Source organism: Mucilaginibacter sp. OAE612 (assembly GCF_041806395.1).
Taxonomy (GTDB): domain Bacteria; phylum Bacteroidota; class Bacteroidia; order Sphingobacteriales; family Sphingobacteriaceae; genus Mucilaginibacter; species Mucilaginibacter rubeus.
The window spans coordinates 4,265,880-4,291,445 of record NZ_JBGMUW010000001.1; the positions used below are offsets into that span (position 1 = coordinate 4,265,880).

16 protein-coding genes are annotated in these 25,566 nt (G+C 44.0%); 7 read left to right on the forward strand and 9 right to left on the reverse strand.

What is annotated here, in order from left to right:
- Positions 1-44 precede the first annotated feature (44 nt).
- Positions 45-2,885, reverse strand: coding sequence for an Ig-like domain-containing protein (locus ABID99_RS17825; protein ID WP_373614610.1), 2,841 nt, complete (start codon positions 2,883-2,885; stop codon positions 45-47).
- Between the two features lie 48 nt (positions 2,886-2,933).
- The gene (locus tag ABID99_RS17830) at positions 2,934-7,400 is read right to left on the reverse strand and encodes an Ig-like domain-containing protein (RefSeq protein ID WP_373614611.1); all 4,467 of its coding nucleotides are present in this window, start codon (positions 7,398-7,400) and stop codon (positions 2,934-2,936) included.
- A 439-nt stretch (positions 7,401-7,839) separates the two neighbouring features.
- On the opposite strand from ABID99_RS17830, the gene ABID99_RS17835 reads away from it, so the two are divergent.
- Both ABID99_RS17835 and ABID99_RS17840 read left to right on the forward strand, forming a co-directional pair.
- On the forward strand, positions 7,840-8,382 hold the full coding sequence (locus tag ABID99_RS17835) for a UpxY family transcription antiterminator (protein WP_373614612.1): 543 nt from the start codon (positions 7,840-7,842) through the stop codon (positions 8,380-8,382).
- 150 nt (positions 8,383-8,532) lie between these two features.
- Complete coding sequence (locus tag ABID99_RS17840) at positions 8,533-8,802, forward strand: hypothetical protein (RefSeq protein ID WP_373614613.1); 270 nt, start codon at positions 8,533-8,535, stop codon at positions 8,800-8,802.
- Between the two features lie 178 nt (positions 8,803-8,980).
- Here the strand turns inward: ABID99_RS17840 and ABID99_RS17845 are convergent, their stop codons facing one another.
- Positions 8,981-9,436, reverse strand: a complete 456-nt coding sequence (locus ABID99_RS17845) for a hypothetical protein (protein WP_176628108.1) — start codon at positions 9,434-9,436, stop codon at positions 8,981-8,983.
- A 492-nt stretch (positions 9,437-9,928) separates the two neighbouring features.
- Here ABID99_RS17845 and ABID99_RS17850 point away from each other — a divergent pair, with 492 nt between their 5' ends.
- Complete coding sequence (locus ABID99_RS17850; RefSeq protein ID WP_176628107.1) at positions 9,929-10,288, forward strand: hypothetical protein; 360 nt, start codon at positions 9,929-9,931, stop codon at positions 10,286-10,288.
- Positions 10,289-10,651: 363 nt separating this feature from the next.
- On the opposite strand, the gene ABID99_RS17855 is transcribed toward ABID99_RS17850, so the two are convergent.
- Positions 10,652-11,920, reverse strand: coding sequence for a hypothetical protein (locus ABID99_RS17855; RefSeq protein ID WP_373614614.1), 1,269 nt, complete (start codon positions 11,918-11,920; stop codon positions 10,652-10,654).
- A 691-nt stretch (positions 11,921-12,611) separates the two neighbouring features.
- Between ABID99_RS17855 and ABID99_RS17860 the strand changes: the two genes are divergently transcribed.
- Positions 12,612-13,010, forward strand: coding sequence for a helix-turn-helix domain-containing protein (locus ABID99_RS17860; RefSeq protein WP_373614615.1), 399 nt, complete (start codon positions 12,612-12,614; stop codon positions 13,008-13,010).
- A 723-nt stretch (positions 13,011-13,733) separates the two neighbouring features.
- Here the strand turns inward: ABID99_RS17860 and ABID99_RS17865 are convergent.
- Positions 13,734-17,144: an ABC transporter permease gene (locus tag ABID99_RS17865; protein WP_373614616.1), complete on the reverse strand. Its 3,411-nt coding sequence runs from the start codon at positions 17,142-17,144 to the stop codon at positions 13,734-13,736.
- Between the two features lie 593 nt (positions 17,145-17,737).
- A complete protein-coding gene (locus ABID99_RS17870) occupies positions 17,738-18,049 on the reverse strand; it encodes an LLM class flavin-dependent oxidoreductase (RefSeq protein ID WP_255485463.1) in 312 nt (103 codons plus the stop codon).
- Positions 18,050-18,367: 318 nt separating this feature from the next.
- Here ABID99_RS17870 and ABID99_RS17875 point away from each other — a divergent pair, with 318 nt between their 5' ends.
- Together ABID99_RS17875 and ABID99_RS17880 are read left to right on the forward strand one after the other, a co-directional pair.
- Positions 18,368-19,195: a hypothetical protein gene (locus ABID99_RS17875; RefSeq protein ID WP_373614617.1), complete on the forward strand. Its 828-nt coding sequence runs from the start codon at positions 18,368-18,370 to the stop codon at positions 19,193-19,195.
- Positions 19,196-19,299: 104 nt separating this feature from the next.
- Positions 19,300-20,520 carry a hypothetical protein gene (locus tag ABID99_RS17880; RefSeq protein WP_373614618.1) on the forward strand — a complete coding sequence of 407 codons (1,221 nt, stop codon included), beginning with the start codon at positions 19,300-19,302 and terminating at the stop codon, positions 20,518-20,520.
- Here ABID99_RS17880 and ABID99_RS17885 read toward each other — a convergent pair.
- From ABID99_RS17885 to ABID99_RS17895, 3 genes are read right to left on the reverse strand one after another with little or no spacing between them, the layout of a single operon-like run.
- Positions 20,480-22,207: a patatin-like phospholipase family protein gene (locus ABID99_RS17885; RefSeq protein WP_373614619.1), complete on the reverse strand. Its 1,728-nt coding sequence runs from the start codon at positions 22,205-22,207 to the stop codon at positions 20,480-20,482. The genes ABID99_RS17880 and ABID99_RS17885 overlap by 41 nt on opposite strands.
- Positions 22,208-22,218: 11 nt before the next feature.
- Positions 22,219-23,016 (reverse strand): hypothetical protein, encoded by a 798-nt coding sequence (locus ABID99_RS17890; RefSeq protein WP_373614620.1) that lies wholly within the window; start codon positions 23,014-23,016, stop codon positions 22,219-22,221.
- 52 nt (positions 23,017-23,068) lie between these two features.
- Positions 23,069-23,608: a M15 family metallopeptidase gene (locus tag ABID99_RS17895; protein ID WP_373614621.1), complete on the reverse strand. Its 540-nt coding sequence runs from the start codon at positions 23,606-23,608 to the stop codon at positions 23,069-23,071.
- Between the two features lie 377 nt (positions 23,609-23,985).
- Between ABID99_RS17895 and ABID99_RS17900 the strand changes: the two genes are divergently transcribed.
- Positions 23,986-25,308, forward strand: coding sequence for a WD40/YVTN/BNR-like repeat-containing protein (locus tag ABID99_RS17900; protein WP_373614622.1), 1,323 nt, complete (start codon positions 23,986-23,988; stop codon positions 25,306-25,308).
- Positions 25,309-25,566 lie beyond the last annotated feature (258 nt).

Here is a 25,566-nt window from a genome sequence, read left to right on the forward strand (position 1 = left end):
AAAAACATTACAAATTGCTTTAATGCCATCCACACGCGACAAGATCAACGCTTACCCGACGCATACACAGTGGGTTTAGATTGTTCTATATCTTTTTTATTAGCTTTTAACAGAGTTATTTGTGAAATAGAGTTTGGGTTCTCATTCCAGTTAAACTCACTGATATATAAATTGCCGGTTATGGTATCTTCTACTAAATCCAACGGATTGGCAAATCCGTTCATCCCTTCAAGCCCATAGTTACTTGCACCGGTTGCAGCATGAGTTATGTCATAAATGTGATCATCGGTAGATGCCCCTTTGTTATTTTGCTTTAGCATCGATCCCGGCTCTAAAACCATAATATCGCCACCACCGCTAAACCTGCAAACCAATAATTTACCTTTAAGGGCCCCGTTAAAATTGTTGCTCCGGTATTCGATCACACCATTTGGCGATTTATTAAACCCAAAATCGTATGCAGCACCCCTGTAATTGATATCAGGCTTTGTGTTTGACTGGTAATTAGGATTATCCACCGAACCACGGTTAATTACATATTCGCCTCTTAAAGGGTTAGGATGCCCGAAGAAACCAACCGGTTTGTTAGGATTTACCCTGAATAACCAATCATGCTGAACCGGCACACTCCTGGTAGAAGGTATTTCGGCACCGGTGTAGTATGTACCATCCGGTCTCCTGGTTCCTTTTACAGATGCTGGTGAATTACCACCACCGCCTGACCCATTCGCCGGGACATATAACTGGCCGTTGGTATGCCAAACCATATCATACGCGTTACGTATGCCTGAAGCAAAGATTGTAAGCGGCGCTGTTAAGCAATAAGGATTATAAGTACCGTCTGGTAACTTCAAGGCCAGATCAGATGCCTGGTTTATCAGACCCTGATTAGCAGTTGTTTGTACATTAAGCGGCAACTTTACATCTCTTAATTTTTTTAAATCAAGCCTTAAAATTGCACCGGCCAGCAACGTTTCATCCCTTTGCCATCCCTTGTCATATTCGCCGGCCGAACTATTGCTGCCTACTGATATATACAAAGCGCCATCCGGACCAAAAGCCATACTATTTACCATATGATCACGTGTTGAGCGTGGCAACCTGGTAACCATAAGCTGCTCATCTTTCAGAGCATTACCGCTTAGCCTGGTTATGTTACCATCAAAAACCGGGGCTGCCGTAAGGCCCGATGAGGAAAAAGAAATCCAAGCTACAAGGTTTGATGACGTTGAACCCGGATCGAATGTTAATCCGATGGCGGTTATTTCACCATATTTTGCGACAAGCGTATTGATGAGTGTCATGTTGGTTAACATTCCACTTGTATGGTCTACGTCAAACCGCTCTATGCTTCCGTCCATTTTCAAGGCGTAAAACTTCCCGTCGGGCCCAAAAGTTAGCGAGGTGTATTTTTTATTCTGTGTGCCGGGGATAGAAATTTTGGTAAAAGAAGCATTCAGAAGATTGGCAGAATCAACGGGCGCTGAAGCAGTTGAAAAAGCAGTTTCAAAAGGCATAAAAGATGTTCCCGCGTATGACTTTACGCCGCTTGTGATAACAAACTTATAAATGGTGTTGGGTTCAAGCGGCTTTGCAGGCGCAAAACTGATCGCATCGCCGCCACCCGTACCTTGCACATTTCCAGCCACTTCTATACTTTCACCGTTGCTTATTTTCAGGAGTTTTACGGTTTCGTTGGTTATTGTTGAATTATTAACCCCTCCTTTTACTCCTTTGGCAACAGGTATAAACAGGTTGTTGGCCGCTATAGTGATATTATTGCAGGTTACGCTTGAGCCATTTATTGGTGTAGCGGATATAACATACGGCCGTTTATGATCTACAACCCGCAAGGCTAAATTTATAACGGCATTACTGTATCCATTGGCCGAAACGTGTACAGAGGCTGTATAAGTGCCTGTAGGCATTGCTCTTGCTGCCGAATAATCAAAAGTTATAACTGAATCTCCCTCTTTAACATTTTTTAATTTGTTTAACCAGCCAACCCCATTGCTTTCCTTGTCATAGCTTGTTGATACTTCGTACTTTATGTTAGTGTTTAATGAATTATGGATATTGACGTCTATCGTATTACTGTCTTTATTATTTTTATCAACCAGAAGGTTTTGAGAACCTGCTGATAAATAAACATATGGTGATATGCTAACGGGATCAACTTCTACATAACAGATCTTGGTATTGGTACCTCCTATCGCATCTATCGTTAATGCGCCATCACTTACGGTAACAGTTACGGTAGAGGTTTTAAATCTCCCGGGGCTTCGAACGCGTCCCATCGGCGTGAAATTATAAATCGTTTTTACGCCTTCAACATTTATACAATCCTTTTCGGCAGCCCTGCCAACTTCTCCATCTCCAACCGCTACGGTAACTTTGTAAACTCCATTTAGCAGTTTAAGCTCCCAGTAGCTATCTATTTTTTTCCCCTTAAAAATTCCATAAAACAGCGTATTAATATCATTGGCCTGCATATGTACAAAGGTTGACAGCAGAACATCTTCTGGTTCATTTCTCGCACGTCCATTACCGGTTATGTCTACCGGTTGCCCGTTATCAACACGTTTCCAGCCATACATTAACTGCGATCCCTCATACACACCCGGCCTGTTTTCAAACTGGCCGCCAAAATCTTTAAGCCACCCCGGAGGCGGTACGGTTTTTTCATCCTGAAAATTTATCTTAACAGGCTCTATAACGGGGTTCTCGGCTATGCAAAGCAGTGATGAAACAAGTTTTTCATCATGTTTATAAATTGAAGGCTTAATTACTGTTTCATAATTACTGCAAAACAGGAATACGATACAGCCAAACGCTGTTAAATAAATTAAATAAACTCTTAAACTTTTTTTTAAAAACCGCCTCATCTAAAACAATCTTTATAGTTATATAGCTGCCATTTGGCAGCTGTTTTATTAATTGCCACCATCAACAATTATTTTGGCATACTTGTAACCGGATTTGTATACGGCCCTGATAATGTAGAATTTATTAAGCCCCCGCTGTTCCAACTCGAATTTTGTATTTAAAGACCCTTTTTCATCTACCTGGGCTTTGTTTGTTTTGAGTTTCTTGCCCGTCATATCAAAAACATAAATCGATACAGGCTCATTTGGCTTGAAATGCGATAGCTTAACGTTCGCTATTCCGTTTGTTATGGGGTTAGGATAAGCCTGCAACACACGTTCGTCGCCACTTGCAGCCACCGATTTAAATTCATCAGTACTTTTTTTGATGATAACCGAATCTACATGCGCAGAATTATCTATTTGAACTGTTTTAGTGGTATCGTCAATGCTCGTTACTTTTAATAAGGCATTTAAGTTGCCATCGAGCTTAGTTTTGGAGTTAACCTTGAAACTTAAAGATCTGTTTTTATTAAGCACAAGTAGTGACCGTTCAGATGGCAGTTGAATATTGCTGATCGCAAAACGTCCGGCATCACGCCCCGATAGCCGTATATTCTTGATCTTTAATACCCCATCTCCTTTATTAGTCAGTGTTATCTGGTATTCTTTATCATCGTTATCATTAACAGATGAGCGGGACACGGCACTAACCGCCAAAACCGGCATTGGCGGAGCAGGGCTTGAAACCTTTAATAAGGTTATCTGCGAAATAAGATTTGTATTGTTATTCCAGTTAAATTCGTTTACATACAAATTCCCATTTACTGCATCTTCCACTATATCAAGAGGATTTGCAAAGCCCGACATACCTATTAAGCCACTGTTACTTGATCCGGTGGTAACTTTTACTATATCATAGATATGATCATTAGTTCCGGAGTAAGTAGTTTTAGTCATCGCGCCGGGCTCCATCACAATGATATCACCACCGCCGCTAAACCTGCATACTAATAATTTCCCTTTTAAAGCGCCGTTAAAAGTGTTGCTTTTATATTCCAAAGCACCATCCGGCGAGTTATTTAAACCAAAGCTATATGCCGCCCTGTAATTGGAATCGGGATTAACCGTAGGTGAATAAAGCGGGTTATCGGGATATCCCCTATTGATAACATATTCGCCGCGCAACGGATTGGGATGACCAAAAAAACCAACAGGCAAATCGGGATTTACCCTGAACAGCCAGTCGTTTTGTACTTTTACACCAACGGTAGCGGCAACTGCCGGCCCGTGATAAAAACTGCCGTCAGGTCTGCGGGTACCGGCAACGGATGCCGGCGAATTACCTCCACCGCCCGAGCCATTGGTTGGCAAATACAACTGCCCGTTGCTATGCCAAACCATATCAAAAGCGTTGCGCACCCCTGAAGCATAAATAGTTAGCGGCGAAACCGTGCTATAAGGATTATACGTTCCGTCAGACATGGCAGCAGTGTTGCCGGGAGCGGCGTTTATCACCGTTTGGTTAGAGGTAGTTTGCACGTTTAGTGGTAAAACAAAACTATTAAGCTTGTTTAAATCCAATCGTAATATAGCCCCTGATAATAATGTTTCATTACGCTGCCAGTCATTATCGTAAGATCCGGCCGAACTGTTACTGCCCTGGCATATATAAAGTGCGTGATCAGGTCCGAATGCCAAGCTGTTTACCATATGGTCGCGGGTTGACCGAGGTAGCTTTGTTATTACCAACTGTTCAAATTGTAAACTATCTCCCCATAATTTAGATATGTTTCCATCATATGACGGGGCCGCAGTCAATCCGCCTGAAGAATGAGAAACCCATACAATTACGTTGCTTGAGGTAGACATAGGATCAAAGGTTAAGCCAATAGCTGTCCGCTCGCCATATTTGGTTACCAAGGTGCTCATTGTTTTATCCAGCGTAAGGGATCCGTCGGTGTGGTTCATTAAATAACGCTCGATCGTTCCATCCAGGCGCAGAGCATAAAATTTACCGTCGGGGGCGATAGCTAACGAACTATACTTTTTATTCTGTGTTCCTGCAATGGGCACCTTGGTAAACTGAGCGTTTAAAAGAGCCGACGAATCTACCTGCGCAGCATCGGTAGTAAACGTCATCTCATAAGGCACAAAAGGGATGTTTGCGTACGATTTTACTCCCGAAGTTATAACAAACTTATAAATGGCATTAGGATCTAAGGATGCCGAAGGCGAAATACTGATAGCGTCGCCCCCACCGGTACCTTGCACAACACCCGGCACTTCAATATATGATGTATCAACAAGTTTAAATAATTTAACAGTATTATTAGTGATGGTGCTGTTATCCACACCGCCGTGATACCCGGCAGCCACAGGCACATGTAAATTATTCGCGGCTATACTAACCAAATTTAACGGCACTTTCGTTGCCCCGTTGGCCGGCGATGATGATATCACATAGGGCCTTAAACTATCAACAACATTTACCTGCACAATAAGTGTACTGCTCGTAAACTGTGGCGCTTTCGCCGTAATCACGGCTTTGTAATTACCTATTGGTAAGTTTTTTGTGGCAGTATAGTTAAAGAAAACTTCGGGTTGCACGCCCGTTTGCGAGGGAGTAAAAGTAAGCCAGTTATTATTCACGCCTGTATAACTTGCGCTAACGGTGTACGATGTTGCCTGGTTATTTGAGCTGCCTAACGGTATGGAGAATGTGCTTACATCTTTTGCTCCTGCATTCACAATCAAATTTTGATTGCCCTTGCCCCAAAACAAATACGAACTCAAAGAATATGGCACTATATTAATATAGTTTATTTTGGTATTTGTACCGCCATCTGCTGTTATAGTTAGTTTTTCGTCATTAACGGTTATGCGGCTGGTTACGGCCTTAAATCGCCCTATCGAGCCTTCCTTACCAATCGGCGAGAAGCGGTTTATCACATTAACGCCTTCAATATTTAACGAATGAAACTCGGGTGCCGAACCCACATAACCATCACCAACAGATGCCGTTACATCATAAATACCATTGGGAACCTTAATTTCCCAAAACGATTCGACCTTGGTGCCGCTAAACGATCCGCTGATGGTATTGGCTTGCATATGAATTAAGGTGGCCAACAATACGTCTTCGGGGTTATTTCTATTCCGGCCATTACCGGTTATATTTATCGCCGAGCCATCAGATTTTCGTCGCCAACCAAATTCCAACCCACTCCCCTGTAATGGCGCTGTACGCAGGGCATAGCCCTGGCCATAATCTCTCATATAATTTACAGGCGGAACTGTTGCCGGGTCTTGAAAATTAACATTTATCGGTTGTGAGAATTGACCGTCAACTACGTTAAGGTTTACCAGTAATGTTGCAGATTTGTAACCGGTGGCGGCGCAGGTAACGACAGCCTGATAACTACCTGCATTTGTATTTGAATCGATTGCGTTGGCACCAAAGGTTAACAGGTTATTTTTAGGTTGTGGTAAATTCAACCAATTTGCATCTGTTTTAGTTAGCGTGTAAGCTGCCGGCAAAGCAACGTTTGAAGTAATATTCACTGTTTGCGGATATACCAGCCCTTTTTTGATTATTGATATATTGAGTATGTTTTGAGAAAAGGAAAGCACTTTTGAATTTGAACCTATATCGGTGATCGAGAAGTCGTCAAAACTATAGGTTACCGCCCCGCTGGCGTTACGGTGCGTTCCAAAAATGCCTGCGTAATTTGCATTGTTAATTATACCAGTACTATCAATACTGATATAGGGCGCCGCATAGCCCGCCCCAGTGCTTAAAAAATTTACCCCGTCGGTTGAATAAAAGCCTTCTGCTGTTTTGGCTACAGAATCGATCACTAACCTCAGGCTTACTGTTTTGGCACTTAAAGCCGTGATAGTTGGCGTAATACGTTGATCCGGGTTAGCAATACCAGATATTGAACTGGTAACATCATTAATCTCTTTTCTTAATTCAATTTTATTATTGCTTACATCCAGTTTAAGATATGTTTTATCATTTAATCCGAACCAAATACCTGCCTGCTGGGCCTGTGCTCCATTCACAGGGTTGATAACCTTCACATCTATCTGTAGTTTTTTTACCGGATTAACCTTTACACCCAAAACATTTAGTTGGTTGTTATTAGTTAATATATCAATGCCCTTATTGGTAACCAGCTGTAAAATTCCGCCCATTACGGTTATTCTTGATGCTTCATAACCAGGCATGACTGGGTTTGACGGATTACCATCAGCCGCCAATCTTACACCAGAGTACTTGTTTACCGTTGTAAAACCTGTTCCCTGGCCATTTCTATCAATAATAGTATTGGGGACTGAGGCATCGAATGATAATTTGAAAGGAAGGGTAACGGTAAGGGCACTACAGGGCAATGTGCTGATACTGCTGCAGGTATCCGGTTTTGTCTTTATCCCGCCGCGCAAAACTTTATGATTAATAATACCGGTAGCCGCGCTGAGATGAATAAAGTTTATAAGCAGCAAAAACAATATGGGGAAAAATCTGGTCATATGTTCTGTTTTTTATGGTCGATCATTAATACCCATTTGAGTTGTTATTGATAACTACCTTTTACAATAGCATAAGAGATAACTTCACCGCCTTGGCTAAATCATTTTATTTGTAATACCCTCGATAGCAATTTTACCTATAAAATGACATAAAAAGCCGATATTAAGCATCGTTGATGCTGAATTGTATAAATGTGAGAAACTAATAAGCAACAGCGACCCGGACAAGAAATGTAGTAAATGCTTTGTTTGTAATAGACTGTAACATATTTTCTATTCTGCTTCTCACCATTTCTCATGTTCATACACAAATTTCCCATCTTGCACAATCCCGTACCAGTTTTCGTTTATCTTTAGAAACAATTGTTGTGAAGAATTAGTTAAACACACATTTGAAACCAACCGGAAATCGCTTAAAAAGATAAAATCTTTTACAAAAATGGATCAGATTGAAAAGAAATGGCTTGTTTTATACACACGACCGAGGTGGGAAAAAAAAATCGACCAGGCTTTAAAAGATCATAGCTTCAAATCATTCTGCCCCTTGTTACGCGTTACCAGAAAATGGGCAGACCGCTTAAAATCTGTGGAAATACCACTTTTTCCATCTTATACCTTTGTTTTAGCCAATAATTATGATATCGCTAAAATTATGCAGATATCAGGTGTGTTACACGTGGTGAAGCACTGCGGCAATCCGGTGGTTATTACAATTCAGGAAATTGAAAATATAAAATCAACAATACGCACTTATACAGATATTGAGGTTGTTTCAGTGCAGCCTTATAGATTAGGCGAGCAAATAAAAGTTAAAGATGGTTTGTTATCCCATCACCAGGGTACTGTAACAGCTTACAACGGTAGGTTGGTTATTTTGACGATTAAAAATCTGGGATTTGCATTAACTGTTAAAATCAAGCCGGAGCATCTGTCTCGGGTTGGTGAACCGTTGCAAAACCTCCGTGCATATCAACAAGTTTGATCTGCGTTTTTATTTATATACTCATTTGAGTAATTTGTATAACCTAACCTCCAAATTTCTACCGGCATGGACAAGCATTATGGGCAAATAGTTGAATTAGTCATCAGAAAAAAAGGGGTCAGTATAAGCCAACTGGCCAGAATGACAAACATGAACAGAAGATCTGTTTATAATTGGTTCAACCAAAAATATTTAAAGCAGGAAATTATTCATGAAATAGGTATATTAATTTCGCATGATTTTTCCGCAGAGTTTCCTGAATTATTTAGAAAAAGCGATTTTATGCAAACACAGGGTGGTTTTCATAGCGATTATCCGTCCGAAAATGTAAACGCTATCTGGAAGGACAAATACATTGAATTACTTGAGAAATACAATACCCTATTGAGAAGCAGGGTTGAAAGTAACCGGCATTCTTAACCGGTCATAATCATTTCAATTGCAATTACCCTTATAGGGTCCCTTTTTTTATAGCCATCCAACTAATTAAGGCCTGATACTTGTGCACCAGGCCCTTTGGAGGCGGATTCAATTAAACCTTATTAAAAATATTTTAAACTTCAATTAAACTCTCGGGGTATCAGCACCATGTTTAGTATTATGGTACCAGAATCTGTGATTGCCATGGAACATTAACCTTTTGATTGACGGTGTTGTGAAAAATTTGCTTCTCTTCCCTGCTATATACATCCATTTTTATGCTTTGGTCCTTATCTGTCGGAGTGATAGAAATTCCGAGCTGGTATTTGGTTTGATACCTGAAGCTATATGTAGCTGTTGTTGAGCTAACAGTATAGACATTCATTTTTCCAACTTCTCCAAACGACACGTTACATTCTCCGCCGCAAGTTACTACAAGTTTGCCGTAACCATAATAGCTGCCTTTATTTTGTATATCCTCATCTGATAACTTTCTACATCCTGAATTTGCAAAAAACGATACGGCCGCTAAAAATAAACATCCCACTCGTTTAATAAATGTAGTTACATTTAAAGCATTTGCACTCCCTTGGCTTAACATCCCTAACTTTAATTTTTTGTCTAAAATTTCCATAATCTTGATCTTTTTTTAGTAAAAATAGTACATCAAAACCAACGAAATGCCTCATACACAAAAGTGTATAACATTATGAGAATAATTGTAAATCCAACCCAGCATATCTTAATTGTATTTATAAATGAAGACCAATAATGAGTTTTAGTACTTGCTTCCCGCTTAGAAAACGAGAAACCATCACAAAAAAGGGTCATTTATGAGCATATTATTGTATCAAATTGCGAGGTAGTAAATTGTAGATTTTCGTTGTCGCGTTAGTTAAATTTGACTTCCATTGATATTTTAACCTTTTACGCTACCCTTATGGAGGCATTAGTTACATCATTAGTATTATTAAATATAATTGTCTATGTCTATAATAAACAACACAGGGATGTGCCGTAATGTCTGCCAATATTTTTTAATTAGCTATCGAACCACCAGTAATGTAAATCTTTTTTGACCATTTATAAACAACAAATTATAGCCAACTATCAATATCTTAAATTTATGGAAAAGCATCACGGGCAAATTGTGGAATATAGAGTAAGAAAAAATGCTTATTGTATTAGTGATTTAGCCAAAGCATGCAACATAAATCGGAGATCAGTATACAATTGGTTTAATTCTAAACGCCTAAAGGAAGAAATCATTCTCAGGATAGGATTAACAATAAAGCATGATTTCTCGCACGAGTTTCCGGAATTTTTCAATAGGGATGATTTTAAATCTATCCATCAAATGCAGGATGCCCCGGTAATTTATATCAGTAATTTTACACAAAGCCAAAATGATTTTTGGAAAGAGAAATATTTACACTTACTACAAGAATTCAATGACCTGATCCTGCAAGACCGTGCTTACCTGTAGTTTCCGATGTATTTATAGTTAAATGTCGTTTTTTTCGATAGGCTTAGCCGTAACATTACAACCTGCGTAGTACGTATGCAACTGTTAAAAAATGCAGTAAAACGCGTGTTAAATGTTTTTAAATTTTACGATAATTCTAACATCAGACAGCTATATGTTTAAGTTAGACAATTCAAAATACTTAGCATTGTAAAGGAAATATATCAGTCAAAAATTTCAGAATTATAACAGACGATGTACTTAACAGTTTAAAGGCCAGGAGGACACATTGAGTCAGGTAAAATAAATTATTAAATCATTAATTTATGGGAGGTTGATGTCTTTAGTATCTTTATTTTACCGGCAATGCAATTACAAAGAGCGTCACTTAATTTTAACATTTTCTATATAAAGAACCTCATCCTGATAATCATAATTGGTGCCTTTTGCACCTAAATGATCAGCACCTAAAATAAAGGCGTTTGAAATAGGTGAGCCGTTTAAATCGCGGGCTTTCCATATCCTCAATCCAATTTTACTCTGAAAGTTTCGTTTTCTCTCCATATCAGATTTGCCAACTTTTAAAACAAACGGATAATCCGGTTTAAAACAAACTGAATTTACACCCATATTATAGCCATTAGGAAACAGCATTTGCCCGGTGCGCGGCATTGACACAAACAAAGGAAACATTTTATTTTTTGCAGGATAATAGTAACAGGCAGAATCCAGAGCCTCGACAGAACAACAGCCGTGATAGGCGGCTATCTTAGTTACCCTTACGGATTTATTCTGGTCGGCAACAGTGAAACAGCTACCTGTAACCTCGTCAGAAAAAGGAACAAGCTTATCCCCATTTAAACCGTTGTCGAAATTTTTAAAGCCTATTACGGTCCCGAAGCCTAACGTATTAACCACTCTTTGCAAATCTGGTTCCCAGTCTCCCTCTACTTTATATTGCCATAAACCATTTAGATGAATATTACGGTATGGCTCCGTTTTACTGTCGGTTTTTAAAACCAAAAGCCCGTTTGTATTGATACAGGTAGCGCCTCTCAATTTCTGATAATTGAAATTTCTTGATTGTACAGCCAAAAAATTTTGAGCTTTAAGCAGATATTTCCACCACGGGGCTTTGATGCGCTGTTCGATCTTAGCTGCGGTGAATTCGACTGTTATGTATACATGGCCTGAAGGCGTGATTACTAAAGGATAAGTACTTTGTATTTTGTCATCCTTTTTTATTGATTTAATATGCCAAAGTTCATCGTCAGATAGCGCCATACCGCTGATTATCAAATCAGAAGACGCATTATTGGTTAAACAGACCGTTACTTCCTGATGGTCAAAGGTTTTTTTGCGGATATCACTACCGGCAATACCGGATTTATGCACAAATGAAAATGCGAGAACATCATTATCAGGCAAGCCGTCTAGATTTTCAATTATAATTTTGCTACGCTCGTTAACTGGTGTTAAAACCGAAGAGAGCAGAATTTTTGACGTAGTTAAGCCGTGATCAGAATTTAGCGGTGAGAAATCTTTAAAATTGAACTTAAGAAAAACTGCTGTAGCTAAGTTAACTGCAGCTAAAAATATCAGCGTGTAAAAGGCAATTCTTTCCTTCCTCGAAAAAATTAACACTATTGCCATAATAACCAAACTTACCCCTCCAAGAACAAGCGGAACAAATGTATTTATTAAAGCGCCCAATTCGTCTTGTTCGACGTCAATAGCAGTGCAAATGCCATAGGAAAACGTTATAATTATCAAGAGGAAAGACAATATTATTGGGATTGTAACGCTTTGGTATCGGGGTCTTTCCATGTTTCAAATGAATTGACTTAATTTACATCATTTTATATAATTGCTGTAAGTTTTCTTTAATAACAGGCTTTTTTTTTCAATGTATGCTTTTTATAATCTTTTGATTAAAAATATCCCTGACATCAATAAAGTAATAACAAATTAATTATCGTTAAATGAAATTCAGCAAACACTTAGTAGCTGAATCGTTTGTATTCATTATTTTTTAAACTCCCAGTTAAAAACAGTTATTAACCCACAGTTTACTTTGCGTCAATTCCTTATTTAAATAAGATAAAAGACTGATTAACAAAATATTATATATACAAAACGCCATGTATGGGAAAGTCTTTTTTTGTGAGCATTTTTGTATCATAAAACATCCACCAGATCCGGTAATCGTTAAAACACTAAACTTTATTTTCGTTTTAAGAAAATAAATACAATGAACGGAAAAATCTTAAACCATTAGCTTTTAAAAACGGTGTTTCTTCATTTTCGGTCGGAATTTTGTATTGTAAAAATGCAACTTATAATTATGGAGAAACATAACGGGCAAATTACGGAGTACATAGTACGGAAGAACGGTTATAATATCAGTGACCTGGCACGGGCATTACAGATAAATCGCCGCTCTTGTTACAATTGGTTTCAACAAAAAAATCTCCCTCCGCCAAATATCCGGAAGATAGGTCTTGTTATAAGACACGACTTTTCGAAAGAATTTCCCGAATATTTTGTTCCCGCTGACTTCGCTATTTCAGAACAATCTGATTTATTTATCAATAATAATTGTTGCAATGGTGCGGATAGGATAAATAACTGGCAAAAAAAATATCAGACGCTATTAAACGATTTCAATAGCTACCTGCGTTCTATCGAATTTAATGAATTGGCAGATGAGGGGGCAGATAAACCCCGGGACGACTTTAAATAAATAAATTACAGGTTTCACAAATCACTTGTTCCCCGAATAATTTGATGTTTTAGTTGAGTTAAAAGCTTATTAATGTCATAACCTCCGGTTTCTGCAACTGTCTCCGCCAGTACTTTCTTATAATCCCCCGCAAACCCTTGCCAACATTAATCCGACATGAAACAATCTTTATTAATCGCATTCATACTTTTATTGGGTAAAATCGCATTTGCTCAAAAAAAGCACCAACACTTTATGAAATGATTGGAAAATTGTTATCGTCCATGATAGCATTTACAGCGCGAAAATCTATTAGGATTCTATCGTTGTTCTATTGAGGCGTCTTCTTCAGCCAGCTAATTTTGATGCATCATTCACCAAAATTCGAGCTTATGAAAACGCTGAAAATGTTCACCCTTTTAGCAGTCATTCCTGGTTAGGCTATGGTTTTTCAAGTATAATCTTCATTTTGGTGAGTTTGGTTTCCTAACTGACCCTGCAAAACCTGCTAAAGATAGCATTCTGGCTTAATTGCATTTGCCAGGTGAATTCATATTGAATAATATCAAATGCTTTTTATTTTCATAAATCCCTGTCGTAGCCTGGATTGCCGTATGATAACTTGTCAGTAGGCAATCTGGTAAATACCTGTTTACCAAATTGTATACCACTAATAATGTATCTCACTCAGGACCAAATCAGATTCAACTAGATCCCGGCCTCCGCTAAGTGCTTGTGGCGTCATTACTCCGACCGGAGGCTTTTCACCGGGTTGGTCAATGCGGCTTTGATGCTGTGATAACTAACGGTGAGCAAAGTGATCAGTAACGCCCCGGCACCGGTCAATGCAAAAACCCACCACGACAACCCGGCACGATATGTATAACGCTGAAGCCACTGATGCATGAAATACCAGGAGAACGGACCGGCGATGAGCAGGGCGATTCCTACCAACATGACAAACTCTTTTGACAATGAGCCCCAGATGCTCATTACCGATGCGCCCAGTACCTTGCGGATACCGATCTCTTTGATCCGCTGCTCGGCTATAAATGATGCCACACCGAATAATCCAAGGCAGGATATGAAAATAGCTAGCACAGCGAAGACAGAAGCGAGTTTACCGGTACGTTCTTCCGCTAAGAATTTTTGCGCATATTCACTATCCACGAATTTGTAATTGAAAGGCGCTTCCGGCGCAAATTTTTTAAACACCGCTTCGATCCTGGCCAATGCACCGGCAACGGGCATGCCCGCCCTGAGTTTTAAATTGATCACATTGAATGACCGTTCCCGGTCATCCATCAAAAATACAACGGGTGTCACCGGGTCGAAGGGCGAATTCATCACCATGTCTTTCACCACACCCAGTACCTTCCAGTCTTTACCGTGCCATTTGATGATTTCACCTATCGGTTCTTTTAGACCCATTTGCCTGATGGCCGCTTCATTAAATATAAAGCCCGAGGAATCACTCAGGAACTGCCTGGAGAAATCCCGGCCTTCCTTCATTTTCCAGCCAACCACACTGCCAAAATCCGGATCGATCAGCACCGTGCCGAATACCTCCTGTCGGTTGGGGTCTTTTCCTCGCCAGCTCAGGTTATCCGCGCTCGACCAGACCCCTGTCGTCGGATTGCCCGATGGGGATACGCCGGACACCGCGCCTGTGTTCATCAGTTCCTGACGGAAAGCGCTATACTCCTTGATTGCATTATAAGGAATCGATACCAGGTGGTCCCGGTCATAACCTACCGGCCTGTCTTTTGCGAATTCAATTTGTTTGAAAACTACGATGGTGCCGATGATAATGGTGACTGACACAGCGAATTGAATGACCACTAATATTTTTCGGGGCATGGCGGCGGCGGGCCCCGCTTTGAAAGTGCCCTTTAATACTTTTACCGCGTTAAATGAAGATAAGTAAAGCGCCGGGTAACTGCCTGCGATAAGCCCTGTACAAAGGCAGAAACAAAAGCAGATCAGCCAGACCAGCGGGTTTGTCCAGATCAGGTGCAGCCGCTTACCCGAAATATCATTAAACAAGGGCAGGCTGAGCCACGCGAGCAGGATGGCGAACAGAAATGACACGGCAACAATCAAAAAGGATTCGCTTAGGAACTGCGCCACCAACTGACCGCGCAGGGAGCCAATGGCTTTGCGTATGCCCACCTCTTTTGCGCGCTTTTCGCTTCGCGCTGTGCTCAGGTTCATAAAATTGATGCAGGCCAGCAGCAGAACAAATAAGCCAATAATGCCAAAAAGCCATAAGAACTGCAGCCTTCCCGGCACGGCAACGCCGTCCTTAAACTCATAAAGATGCCAAGCCCGCATCGGAAATAAAGTCAGCGCGGGCTTCGTAGGATCTTTCCTGCGTTCATTGAGGAGGTATTGTATTTTATGTGTTACTTGCTGCAACTGGCTTCCCTCATTCAGCAAGGCAAAAATCTGGTATGAGCTGTCGTACCAGTTATTCATGTCATTGGTACTATTAAACAGCAGACGGATTGGCGCTATAAACTCAACATTGCCAAAGTGCGTGTTCTGAGGCAAGTCCTGATACACTCCACCTATCTGGACCAGGTAATTATTGCTGATCTTTAATATTTTGCCAATGGGATCGGCGTTTCCGAACACCGAGCGGGCAAGCGATTCACTGATTAGTATGATACCCGGTCGCTTAAACGCTGTTTTCGATCCCTTCACCACATTCAGCGTAATAATATCGGTCATTGCAGGCTCTGCGAAACAGCCGGTACGGGAAAAGGCGTGGTTTTGGTAATTGATATTCTGTTCGTAGGTCACTGCGGCGGCGACAGCTTTAAAGTCGCTGCCATACTGGTCACGCAATGCTGCTGAAAGCGGAAAGGGCTGTGAAGCCTGCGTTGCCAGGCCGCTGCTGACGTTCTTGTTGGCCAGCACTTGCACGATTCGTTTATAATTCGTGTTAAATTTGTTGAACGACACTTCGTCCCAGATCCATAAACCGATCAGCATGGCCACAGTCATCCCTACGGCAAGGCCGCTGATATTGATGAAGGAAGAAACTTTGTTCCTGGTCGTATTTCGCCAGGCAATTTTCAAATAATTTTTAAACATATGATTGCGGTTTACCTGGTCCGAAATTACCACTGCAGGCCGGGAACCATATGTCAAGTTATAAGATGACAGTTGTTTTTTATACGCCGCAGGGGTTTTTCCGGTCACCTGCTTGAATGCGCGATGAAAGGTGCTGGGCGAGTTAAAACCAGAATCGAAGGCTATGCCCTCCAGGGTAAACTCATCAAAAGCCGGATCCTGCATTTTTTGGATAACTTCGGCTACCCGGCGTTCATTGATAAAATCGTTAAAGCTCTTTTTCAACCCCTGATTGATCAGCCGGGAAAGTTCATGCGTGGTCAGCAGCAACTTTTCGGCAAGGCTGTTCAGTGTCAGTTCCGGGTTCCGGTGATAGTGACCGCTTTGTACCGACCTTTTTAACCAGGCCGCCTCACGCTTCAGTTCCGACCGGCGCTGGGTAACTGGTACAACCGTCGCTACCGGCCGGGTCACCGGTTTAATGATTGACATCCCTGCCATGCGGATCAGCATTGCCGCTGGTAATAGGTAGCAAGGCGTATAAGTTAAGTTTAACCGGTAAAAAAACAGGTTGACCATACCGTGACCTAACGCTAATAGTACAGCAATTCCTAATAGGCCCAACGAGATCTGAACGTTTTTCAAGCAGTTACGATAACGGTCACCTTCCTGAAATTGCTGGGCATTATAAAACCAAGTCACGGCACGGCTCGACAGGTATAAATAAACGCCGGCAGAACAAATGGTAAAGCCCGGGCTCAGGTCCCGGCCTGCAAGTTGCAAGGACAGTTCCGCCAGCGCAGGAACGAAATGCAGAAAATCCTTGTAGCGATTCTGTTGATCCGGCTGGGTTAGCTGACGCACATAAAAGTAGAGCAGCGGCCCGATTGCCAGTGAAAGTTTGAGCGGCCATAGCTGTCCGCCCATGACCCGGATCAGCCAAAAGCTTACACCAAGAAGTGCCAACCCCAGAAACCTGTTGGCTTTTGTCTCGGGCCCCTTAATCAGCCATAACAACGCTGCAAAAGCCAGCCCGATAAATACCAGGCCGACCAGCAACATGTCATCTAAATTCATATGCAACTGGTATCCGTTCATTCCTTTTCTCGCGTCAAGACATATTCCAAACTAATAAGAACCTGATCAATAGTATTTTAAATTAAATGAATTCAGGACAAATGTAACGAAATCGCACAATAGGTGTTCGTTGAAATAGGATGATTGACCCGTCCTGAAATAGCTATACAGATTTGAGAGTAAATCCAGAAGTTGCCGGAATCGAACACAAATCGTCCGTTTTCGTTACAACCTGTTTTTGCTACCTTATCATAAATAATTAATTTTCAATAATATTCACCCATGGAATGCGTATTGTTGCAAACTTTTTATTGGAAAACTTTACAATAAAGATCGGCATTACTGAGATAGTTTACCTGGGAGCGATCTATAGTAGCCTGGGTATGGCTGCACTTCTGGTTGTTGATAAAAGAAGCCCGAGGAAGGATTGCTGGCCATTAGCAGTGGCCCTGGTCTTGATGCAATTTTCCCTTGTGAGCATCGTGGCTATAAAAGGGCGGTTCCCTGTTGATCTGCCAGACAGCCTCATGGGTTTAGGCCCTCTGATTTACTTTCAGGTATTGAAGAAATGCCGGCCACTTGAAAAGCTTACATCAATGTACACATGGCATTTCCTTCAGCGTACCGAACTGCTCGGCGACTACCAGAGGTGAGTGATTGGGCAACATAATACCGCCCGAGCCGACACGGATCGTGGAGGTCTTACCGGCGATATGCCCGATCAGCAAACTGGTAGCGGAACTGGCCACGCTCACCATATTATGATGTTCGGCGAACCAGTAACGCGTGTAGCCTAAAGCTTCCGCCTGTTGTGCATTCGCTACGCTATAATTAAAACTGTCCGCAATGGTATGTCCCTGGATGACCGTTGCCAGGTCGAGCACTGAATAGTTGATCGCTGCCATGCCGCAAAGTTAACAGGCCGCAGGCCGGCTTCTGTCAAATCAGTCCCATTTTAACGACAATCACTTAAATGCGACCTGAACTCCAGCGGAGACTGCCGGGTTCTATTTTTTGAACACCTATTGGCATCAACGACAATTCGCATCCTTAATACCGTCCCCGACCTGTACCGCCATCTCGGGGAATAAGCTACAGCGCGGGATAACCGAGCGTGCAACAGGCCGTCGGCTACCGAAGGTCCGTCTTTTCACTTGTCCACTTTCAAAATCATCATCATAAATTCATGAAACGCAAATAAATTAGCGTACCATAATTAATGAATGATGAAGACATTTGATATCATCCCTTTGATGCTGACGGCTTTAATTCTATTTTTTTTACCCCGTTATAGCCGGGCTCAAAACATACCGCTCGCAAATGCATTTTCACATAACGATTACCAACATAAACTACCGCTTTTTGAAGCGCTCAATAACGGTTATACCTATATTGAAGCCGATGTTTATGTGCACAAGAACCGCCTGGTAGTTACGCATGTTCTTCCGCTTATTCATCACCGGCGCACGTTAGAAGGTTTATACCTTGCCCCTCTGGCCAAATATATCAGCGGCAACAAGGGGCAAATCTATCCAGGCTATAACCAACCGATTACCCTGATGATTGACATCAAGTCTGATCCGGTGAAAACCTATCAGTTGCTGAAACCCTTGCTGGAGGAATATCATACAGCGCTTAACGGACAAGTGAGCATTGTGCTTTCCGGAAATAAACCATACGGCCAGGTAATTGCCGATACCGCCAAATTGGTAACGCTTGATGCCGATTTATGTAAAATTAACCGCACCGCGGCCGACGATAAGCTGCTGGCCATGGCCAGCTGTAAATATTCTAAACTTTTAAAGTGGAAAGGAACAGGCGCCCTGTCACTAAAAGATAGCCTGAAGCTGACGACTTACGTTAGACAAGCGCATTTATGCGGCGCCAAAGTGCGTTTATGGCATTCGCCAGACAGCCCTTTGGTATGGCATCAATTATTACAATGCGGGGTAGATCTGATTACTACTGATAAATTATCCAGACTGCGCGAGTTTTTGACCACCATCAATTCCGGCAGTCAGTTAAAACCCGAAGTAAATAACAATAATTAATCTGCAGCGGGCGGACCGGTCAATGACAGATTTCGGCGTTTTATCGGACTTGTGAATAATTTAAATCGTAAATGCCTATCTTTAAGCCACCTAACTCTTCCATCATGAAAAAGTTCACCGCTTTGTTCGCTGCCTTGTTTGCTGTGTGTTTCTGGACCGGACCTTCGTTGGCGCTGGATAACGCCCAGGTACCGAAAACGGTGCTGCCTGACCCCTCGCCCGGTACGGAACCGGCCACAGTTGTCCTGCCGCAAGTGCTGGCCATCAAGCCGGTTTATTCGGTAGTTTCCCAGGAGCAGACGGCCCGGGAAGACAATCTGTCGATCAATAACAGCACCCAGTCAGTCGCGGTCTATCCGGGCAATATCATCCGGTTCACGATCAGCAACCCCATGGCTTTTCTAAACACCCGTCCGGCTGATAACAGCAAAGTAGTGCTTTATGTAAACGGGGTGGAGATGAAAGGCATTGTGTCCGACTGGATGAGCCAGATCACCCGGCTGCAGATCAATGCCGGCCAATTACCGGCATTGGGGAATACCGCGGATATCTTTATTGCTTTGCGGCGGAATGACAGCACGCGGAATGCCTGGCAGTTCTTTTACAGCAATACCGGCCACTTCTATGATAACTTTGCCAACCTGAATGCTTCCATCGGCTGGCAGGGCATGTCGGAGCTGCAGAAAGTACCCGGCACGCCGCGGGTGACCATCATCTATTACCGGATCTGGGTGTTTGTCTGCTGGATGCTGCTTTTTGTGATCGTGCTGGGGCTTTTCGTTTATATCTGCGTCTTTACCGATGCGCTGAAGGACGGCGGCCGCGGCGGCGCGTACAGCCTGTCCTTAAGCCAGCTGATGTTCTGGACAACACTGGTGATCGGGGCTTTTATCTATACCCTGGTGCTGACGGATATCGTGACCACTTTTAATACGTCTATCCTGCTGCTCCTGGGCGTCAGCGCGGGTACCACCGGCCTGGCTTATGTGATCGACAGTAATTTCGCGAAGAACAACCCGGGAGCGCCGCAAAAGCAGCATGCCACCTTCTTAAAAGACATCCTCACGGACGGGAACGGCTACAGCGTGCAGCGCATCCAGGCCTTTGCCTGGAACCTGGTGCTCGGTATGTATTTCATCATCTATACGATCGATAACAAGAGCATGCCGGAATTCTCTTCCACGATTCTCTTTTTAGCGGGGATCAGTTCGGCCTCTTACCTGGGCGCCAAGGGGCCGGAGAATACAAATGCTGCGCGCCCCGTAGCTGCGGCGGGCAGCCCGGTCACACCTTCCCCTGCTCCTGCGGACCAGGCTTCAGCATAAATCCCGGAGCCTCCCTGAATTTCTTCCAGTCGGTCTTGCACTGATCATAGGTTTCCTGTATAGCCTGCTGCCCTTCCGAAGGCAGCGCGGCAAAACCGTTGCCGGTGGTATAAATGAGCTGTTCCAGGTATTCCACCAGGTTATAGCACATGGTGGCCTGCCCGGTGATGATCAGTTTATCCAGCATGTCGCTGACCACGTCCTGGTCGGTAAACCAAAGCGTGGTGCCGAAACTGGCCGCTTCCTCGCTGATCTTTTGAAGTTCAGGTCCGATGACCTCCTGGTAGGTTCCGGTAAGCACGCTGTGTTCCGCCACATTGGGGTCCGGCCCGCCGTCCTGCTCAAGCCGCTCGCGGCTGTTCACAAAATCTTCTTCGGTCAGCTGTTTGATCAGGTTGCCGATCCGGCGGTAATCAAATGCAGGATTATGATAAAGGATATTGTAGTTGAGCCGGCGTACGACTTTCAGAAAGACGTTCATAAGCAGGTCCACCAGCGACACCAGCCGGTTCAGTGCCAAGGGCTCTATCCGGTGGAGGGACAGGTCTTCTACATGCAGGTGGGCGAGTTTATCGCGGTAGAAGCCCGGTATCTTTTGCGTCAGTCGATCAAAGGTCCAGGATAAAGCAGCGCGCAGCCTTTTGACGGCCAGCACCTTGCCGATCCACAAGATCAGTGCAGCGGCCGCAAAGCCCAGCGACAGGCCATTGCCGAAATTAAGCCTGTACTGCGTAAATACGGGGATGATCAAACCGAGCAGGACAATACCCAGCAGCACATAGCTTGCCCGGTTGCTGACCGAAGCGGATCTGGTGGCCAAGTCTTTGAGCGTCCATTTGTAAAAACCGGTTTTCGCAGCCTCGGGCACCGGCTGGTAGGCTTCCATATAGGGTGAGGCGACATCAGAAACGATGATGAGATCGAAATAGGGCTCTGCGTCATTCTTGCGGTAGTTCAGGATCGAGCTGATGCCCTGATTATCATATATGCCGCCATCCATCAGGCCGGTGGGCTTGTTCGCTGCCGCCAGTGCTTTAAGCCTTGGAGCCTGCTCATGAACAAAATCCTGGGGCCAGAGGATGGGCTCGAAACCGCCCGGGAAACAGGATGAGGCGGCCATCACATCGCCCAGTCTGGTTTCCGCCGCGGTCGCCGCATCTACCTTCAGGTAAAAATTACCGCAATAACCGGCTCCTTTATTACGGAAACGGAAATCGACGGCATTGGTAAATTCGGTGGTATTGAAGACAGCGGCTTCCAGGTGGGTTTGGCTGAGGTCCAGGTCGGCGATCGTGGCGTGCCGGGTCAGGTGTTCATCATACTGCAGGGCGAAGGCGTTGACCAGGTTTCTGCTTTTGGCGGTATTGGCCCAGACCGCGTCCGGGTTCAGCTGGCTGATGCCCGCCTTCACCAGGTCGAGCTGCTTGAGCTGGCTGATCAGGAAGTTGAAGATCGTTTCGAATTCGTCCTTATGGGCTTTACCCAGGGCATAGACGATCCCGGTGATGGTCCCGCCGGATACGGTGGAGATCATTTTTACATTTTCCAGCAGGGGCTTGCCCCGGTACTGCAGCCGGTTCAGGTAGGACATGGCGCCGAGGTGGTAGCTGGCAGCGCGGTAACCGCCGCCGGAACAGCTGAGGTCGATCTTCTCCAGCGGGTGTGTTGAAATTTTCGTATTGCTCATGATCAAAGGTGTTAGTGTAATACAATGGTCGGATCAAATCCCAGTTTTTTAACTAAAGCGCTGAATTCAATTATGCGCTGCGGCAGTTTATCCCGCTTTTCGGATGGTTGGTTGGGCAGCCAGTAACAGAGCTGGACCGGCTGGTGAGTGACCAAGTCTTTATAAGTAATGATCTTATAATAGGCCTCGGGCATCGTGACTGAAAGTGCACCCTGGCTGTAGATGTGCTGTGCGCCGCTGGTGCCGCACCAGATCTGTACGCTGTCGGTCACAGCCTGCCCTTTGAAGCCGGTCAGTTTGCGGCAGAGTTCTTCGGTGGCCAGTTCGGTGCCGATGTTCTGTCCCTGGAATTCCATACCGGCATTAAAGGTGTAGGTATCCGACAGGATGGCGGCATCCAGGCACCAGGCCAGCAGGATCCAGGCCTGGCAATGGCCTTTGGCGATCATGTCAGTTGATTCTTTATTGGCGGCCCGGTAGATCATCGTCTCGTCGGGCTGTCCGTAACCGGAACTCCAGGCGGCGGGTATCCCGGTGCGGGGGATGTTCAGCGCTTCCTGCGCCAGCCGGTGTTCCCGGGTATAGACATAAAAGGTCACGACAGGGCGGTGCGCCGCGGTATCCGCAATGGATTTGAAGTAGGGATTCTCCCACAGTTTGCAGGCGGCGCAAAGCGGCGAGCTGACCGACGGGTATTTCTGCTGGAGCGCACGGACATAGGTCACGTCCAGGGCCGGGTTCTGTGCGGCGGTGAGCTCCGGCAACAGGAAACCGCCGAGGATGATGAACAGGATTCGGATCTTGGTCATGGTGATTGATTTTCAGGTTTGTATAAATCAGGGGACCTTAGCGCCTGGCCGATTAAGCCCCGGTGGCAAACTGCACGTGCATCGGGTCCGGCGTCTTGAAATGCCGGCCATCGCTAAAGCCATGCTTTTGCCAGATCGCGTACCACCAGTCCGGCAGGGTTTTGGTCAGCGGCTTTTTATGCGGGTTATGTAACGGGTCCCAGTCGATCGCGATCCCGTAACTGTGTAAGGACAGCTTGGTATGGTCCCCGGAACTTGGCCGGAAATTAAAACAGCCGGCAGTAATGTCCAGGCGGTGCTGGTGCAACCAGGCGCGGACATCATCGTCACCCGGGTTTTTGAGTTGTCCTGCGGCATAGGCCCAGATCTCGTTCATGACCGTCGTGAATACCGGTGCCAGCAGCACATGCATCTGTAAACCCGGGTAAGGGGTCAGTGAACCACTGTCGCCCAGGTAGTATAGTTTCCAGCCGGCAGGCGGTTTGACGAGCTGGATGTGCGCGTGTACCCAGGCTTTGTTTTCAGAACCATCGGGATTGGCGGGGTTGCCGAACAAGGCATTGATTTCTTTGTAACCGTTTGGGGTGTTCATCGGATCAGGTATAGGGTTTAACAAATTGTGAATAAGTGATTTGCAAGCTAATTTAAGCAATACGCCATACAAAACCTACCGGAAAAACACCCTTTTTTTAATAATTCCCGCCAAAGTACATTGGGCCGGCCGGGGCAGCTTAAACATTGCGGTAGTTATGGTGCATAGCATTTCTCCGACTTATTAGTGTTCTGATAGTTATTAATGATATGCAGGTATACCATTACTGAAACCTCCCCTGTCAAAAAACAGGTAAAAGGTTTTATTTATCTCTCCTATTTTTTACTTTTTGGGGACCACGATAACCAATTTTTGTTAGTCGCTTAACCCGAACTCACGTTAATTTATTATTATATTTAGGGTACCAATACTTTACCATGAAAAAATGTTTTATTTTATTGATTGTGGTTGCGTGTACTGTTCCGTTGGGTTGCTCGAAATCAGGGTCCGGCAACAAGGACATTCTGACCATGGGCACACTTAAAATAAAACTTGTCAGCGGGGATGGGCAAACGGACACAATAGGTGATCCTTTGACGAATCCAATAGCTGTACAGGTTACTGCGAATGGTGTTCCGTTAGCCGGCTATTCAATTGAATTCAAAGGATCTGGCTGCAACCTCGGTAACACGGTACCGGATATCAGTCGCAAAGACGGAATGGCTTATTATACATGGTCGCTTTCGGGCAATGTGGGACAACAGATCTTAACCGCTTATGTGCTTAATTCAGATTATCAAAAAGTAGATTCGGTTAAAATCAAAGCTACTGCTATTGCCGGGGCAGCGGGCTGGCACAATGGAGGCTGTACAATACAAACAGGGCTAAGCCCTGCCAGCTTTTGTAAGTTAAGCACAGGAAGGTTATTTACCTGTTTCGCAGGAGGCAAGGCTTCACTAGGATATTCAGACGATAATGGCGCAAACTGGAACGCTGTCGTGCCGTTGGGCAACAGTCACCAGATCAACTACGTTGTGTCGAGCGCTGCGGATGAAGTTTATGCATTAACAACCGATGGCGTATTTTACTCAAAGGATGCCGGTCAGAACTGGACGAACTCAGGTGCCAGTCCTTTTGATGCCGCCACCATAAATGCTGCAGCTGCAACACATGGCGGAAAACTGGTGGTGACGACCAGCGAACCGGCAGCTGCATTTGTTTCCGGTGACAAAGGTAAAACCTGGACCACCACGACAAAGGCTGCTTTCCCCGCAGCCCAGCCCATCGAGCCCTATTTTGACTGCCCGTCAGAGGACAAGGAAGGAAACATATATGTAACAGACGCCTATAACATGAACCTTTTTAAATCGGGGGACGCCGGCATCACGTGGTACGCTGTGCCTATAGGCGGAAGCGTTACTCCCTGTATATTTTATTCTTTTTACATTGGCCCGAACAATAATTTTTTTGTCTGTTCCATCTTTCATACCAACGGAATATATATATCAGAGGATGAAGGAACGGGCTATACTGGTTATATGATTGGTGGTCAAAAGTATGGCAATATGAGTGTACAGGGTGATGGAAGGTTTTATTTTGAAGATGACAGCAATGGCCTTTATATGCTTAATAACTATAACAATAGCACATTGGTATTCCCGTTTAAGGGCACAGGGCTGCAGCCTTATATTGTTGCAAAAAATGGCAATTTGATCGTAGCCAACTGGGGAAAACCTTATATCAGGTATTATAGTAAATGATTGGGGGGATGGCCGCAGCGCATTGGCTAACGACAAGAATCTAATTTACGGCTACCAAAAGCAGCGTAGTTTCAGGGAACAACACTTTCTAATTAAATCCGTCAAGCTTCAGGCCGGGTTAACGCACGTTGAGGCCGTTTTTCATTCTTATTAACTGAAGGCCTGCTACTATTCGTTATACTGCAAAGCATCAACGTAAGCTGGGATAAGGTATGGAAATAACCGCGGACACCACTATTCCGAGGATAAAACCGCTTC

Coding starts and splice junctions, on each gene's coding strand:
- ABID99_RS17825 (WP_373614610.1), bottom strand. CDS start 2,885: ATGAGGCGGTTTTTAAAAAAAAGTTTAAGAGTTTATTTAATTTATTTA.
- ABID99_RS17830 (WP_373614611.1), bottom strand. CDS start 7,400: ATGACCAGATTTTTCCCCATATTGTTTTTGCTGCTTATAAACTTTATT.
- ABID99_RS17835 (WP_373614612.1), top strand. CDS start 7,840: ATGGATCAGATTGAAAAGAAATGGCTTGTTTTATACACACGACCGAGG.
- ABID99_RS17840 (WP_373614613.1), top strand. CDS start 8,533: ATGAACAGAAGATCTGTTTATAATTGGTTCAACCAAAAATATTTAAAG.
- ABID99_RS17845 (WP_176628108.1), bottom strand. CDS start 9,436: ATGGAAATTTTAGACAAAAAATTAAAGTTAGGGATGTTAAGCCAAGGG.
- ABID99_RS17850 (WP_176628107.1), top strand. CDS start 9,929: ATGGAAAAGCATCACGGGCAAATTGTGGAATATAGAGTAAGAAAAAAT.
- ABID99_RS17855 (WP_373614614.1), bottom strand. CDS start 11,920: ATGGCAATAGTGTTAATTTTTTCGAGGAAGGAAAGAATTGCCTTTTAC.
- ABID99_RS17860 (WP_373614615.1), top strand. CDS start 12,612: ATGGAGAAACATAACGGGCAAATTACGGAGTACATAGTACGGAAGAAC.
- ABID99_RS17865 (WP_373614616.1), bottom strand. CDS start 17,144: ATGAATTTAGATGACATGTTGCTGGTCGGCCTGGTATTTATCGGGCTG.
- ABID99_RS17870 (WP_255485463.1), bottom strand. CDS start 18,049: ATGGCAGCGATCAACTATTCAGTGCTCGACCTGGCAACGGTCATCCAG.
- ABID99_RS17875 (WP_373614617.1), top strand. CDS start 18,368: ATGATGAAGACATTTGATATCATCCCTTTGATGCTGACGGCTTTAATT.
- ABID99_RS17880 (WP_373614618.1), top strand. CDS start 19,300: ATGAAAAAGTTCACCGCTTTGTTCGCTGCCTTGTTTGCTGTGTGTTTC.
- ABID99_RS17885 (WP_373614619.1), bottom strand. CDS start 22,207: ATGAGCAATACGAAAATTTCAACACACCCGCTGGAGAAGATCGACCTC.
- ABID99_RS17890 (WP_373614620.1), bottom strand. CDS start 23,016: ATGACCAAGATCCGAATCCTGTTCATCATCCTCGGCGGTTTCCTGTTG.
- ABID99_RS17895 (WP_373614621.1), bottom strand. CDS start 23,608: ATGAACACCCCAAACGGTTACAAAGAAATCAATGCCTTGTTCGGCAAC.
- ABID99_RS17900 (WP_373614622.1), top strand. CDS start 23,986: ATGAAAAAATGTTTTATTTTATTGATTGTGGTTGCGTGTACTGTTCCG.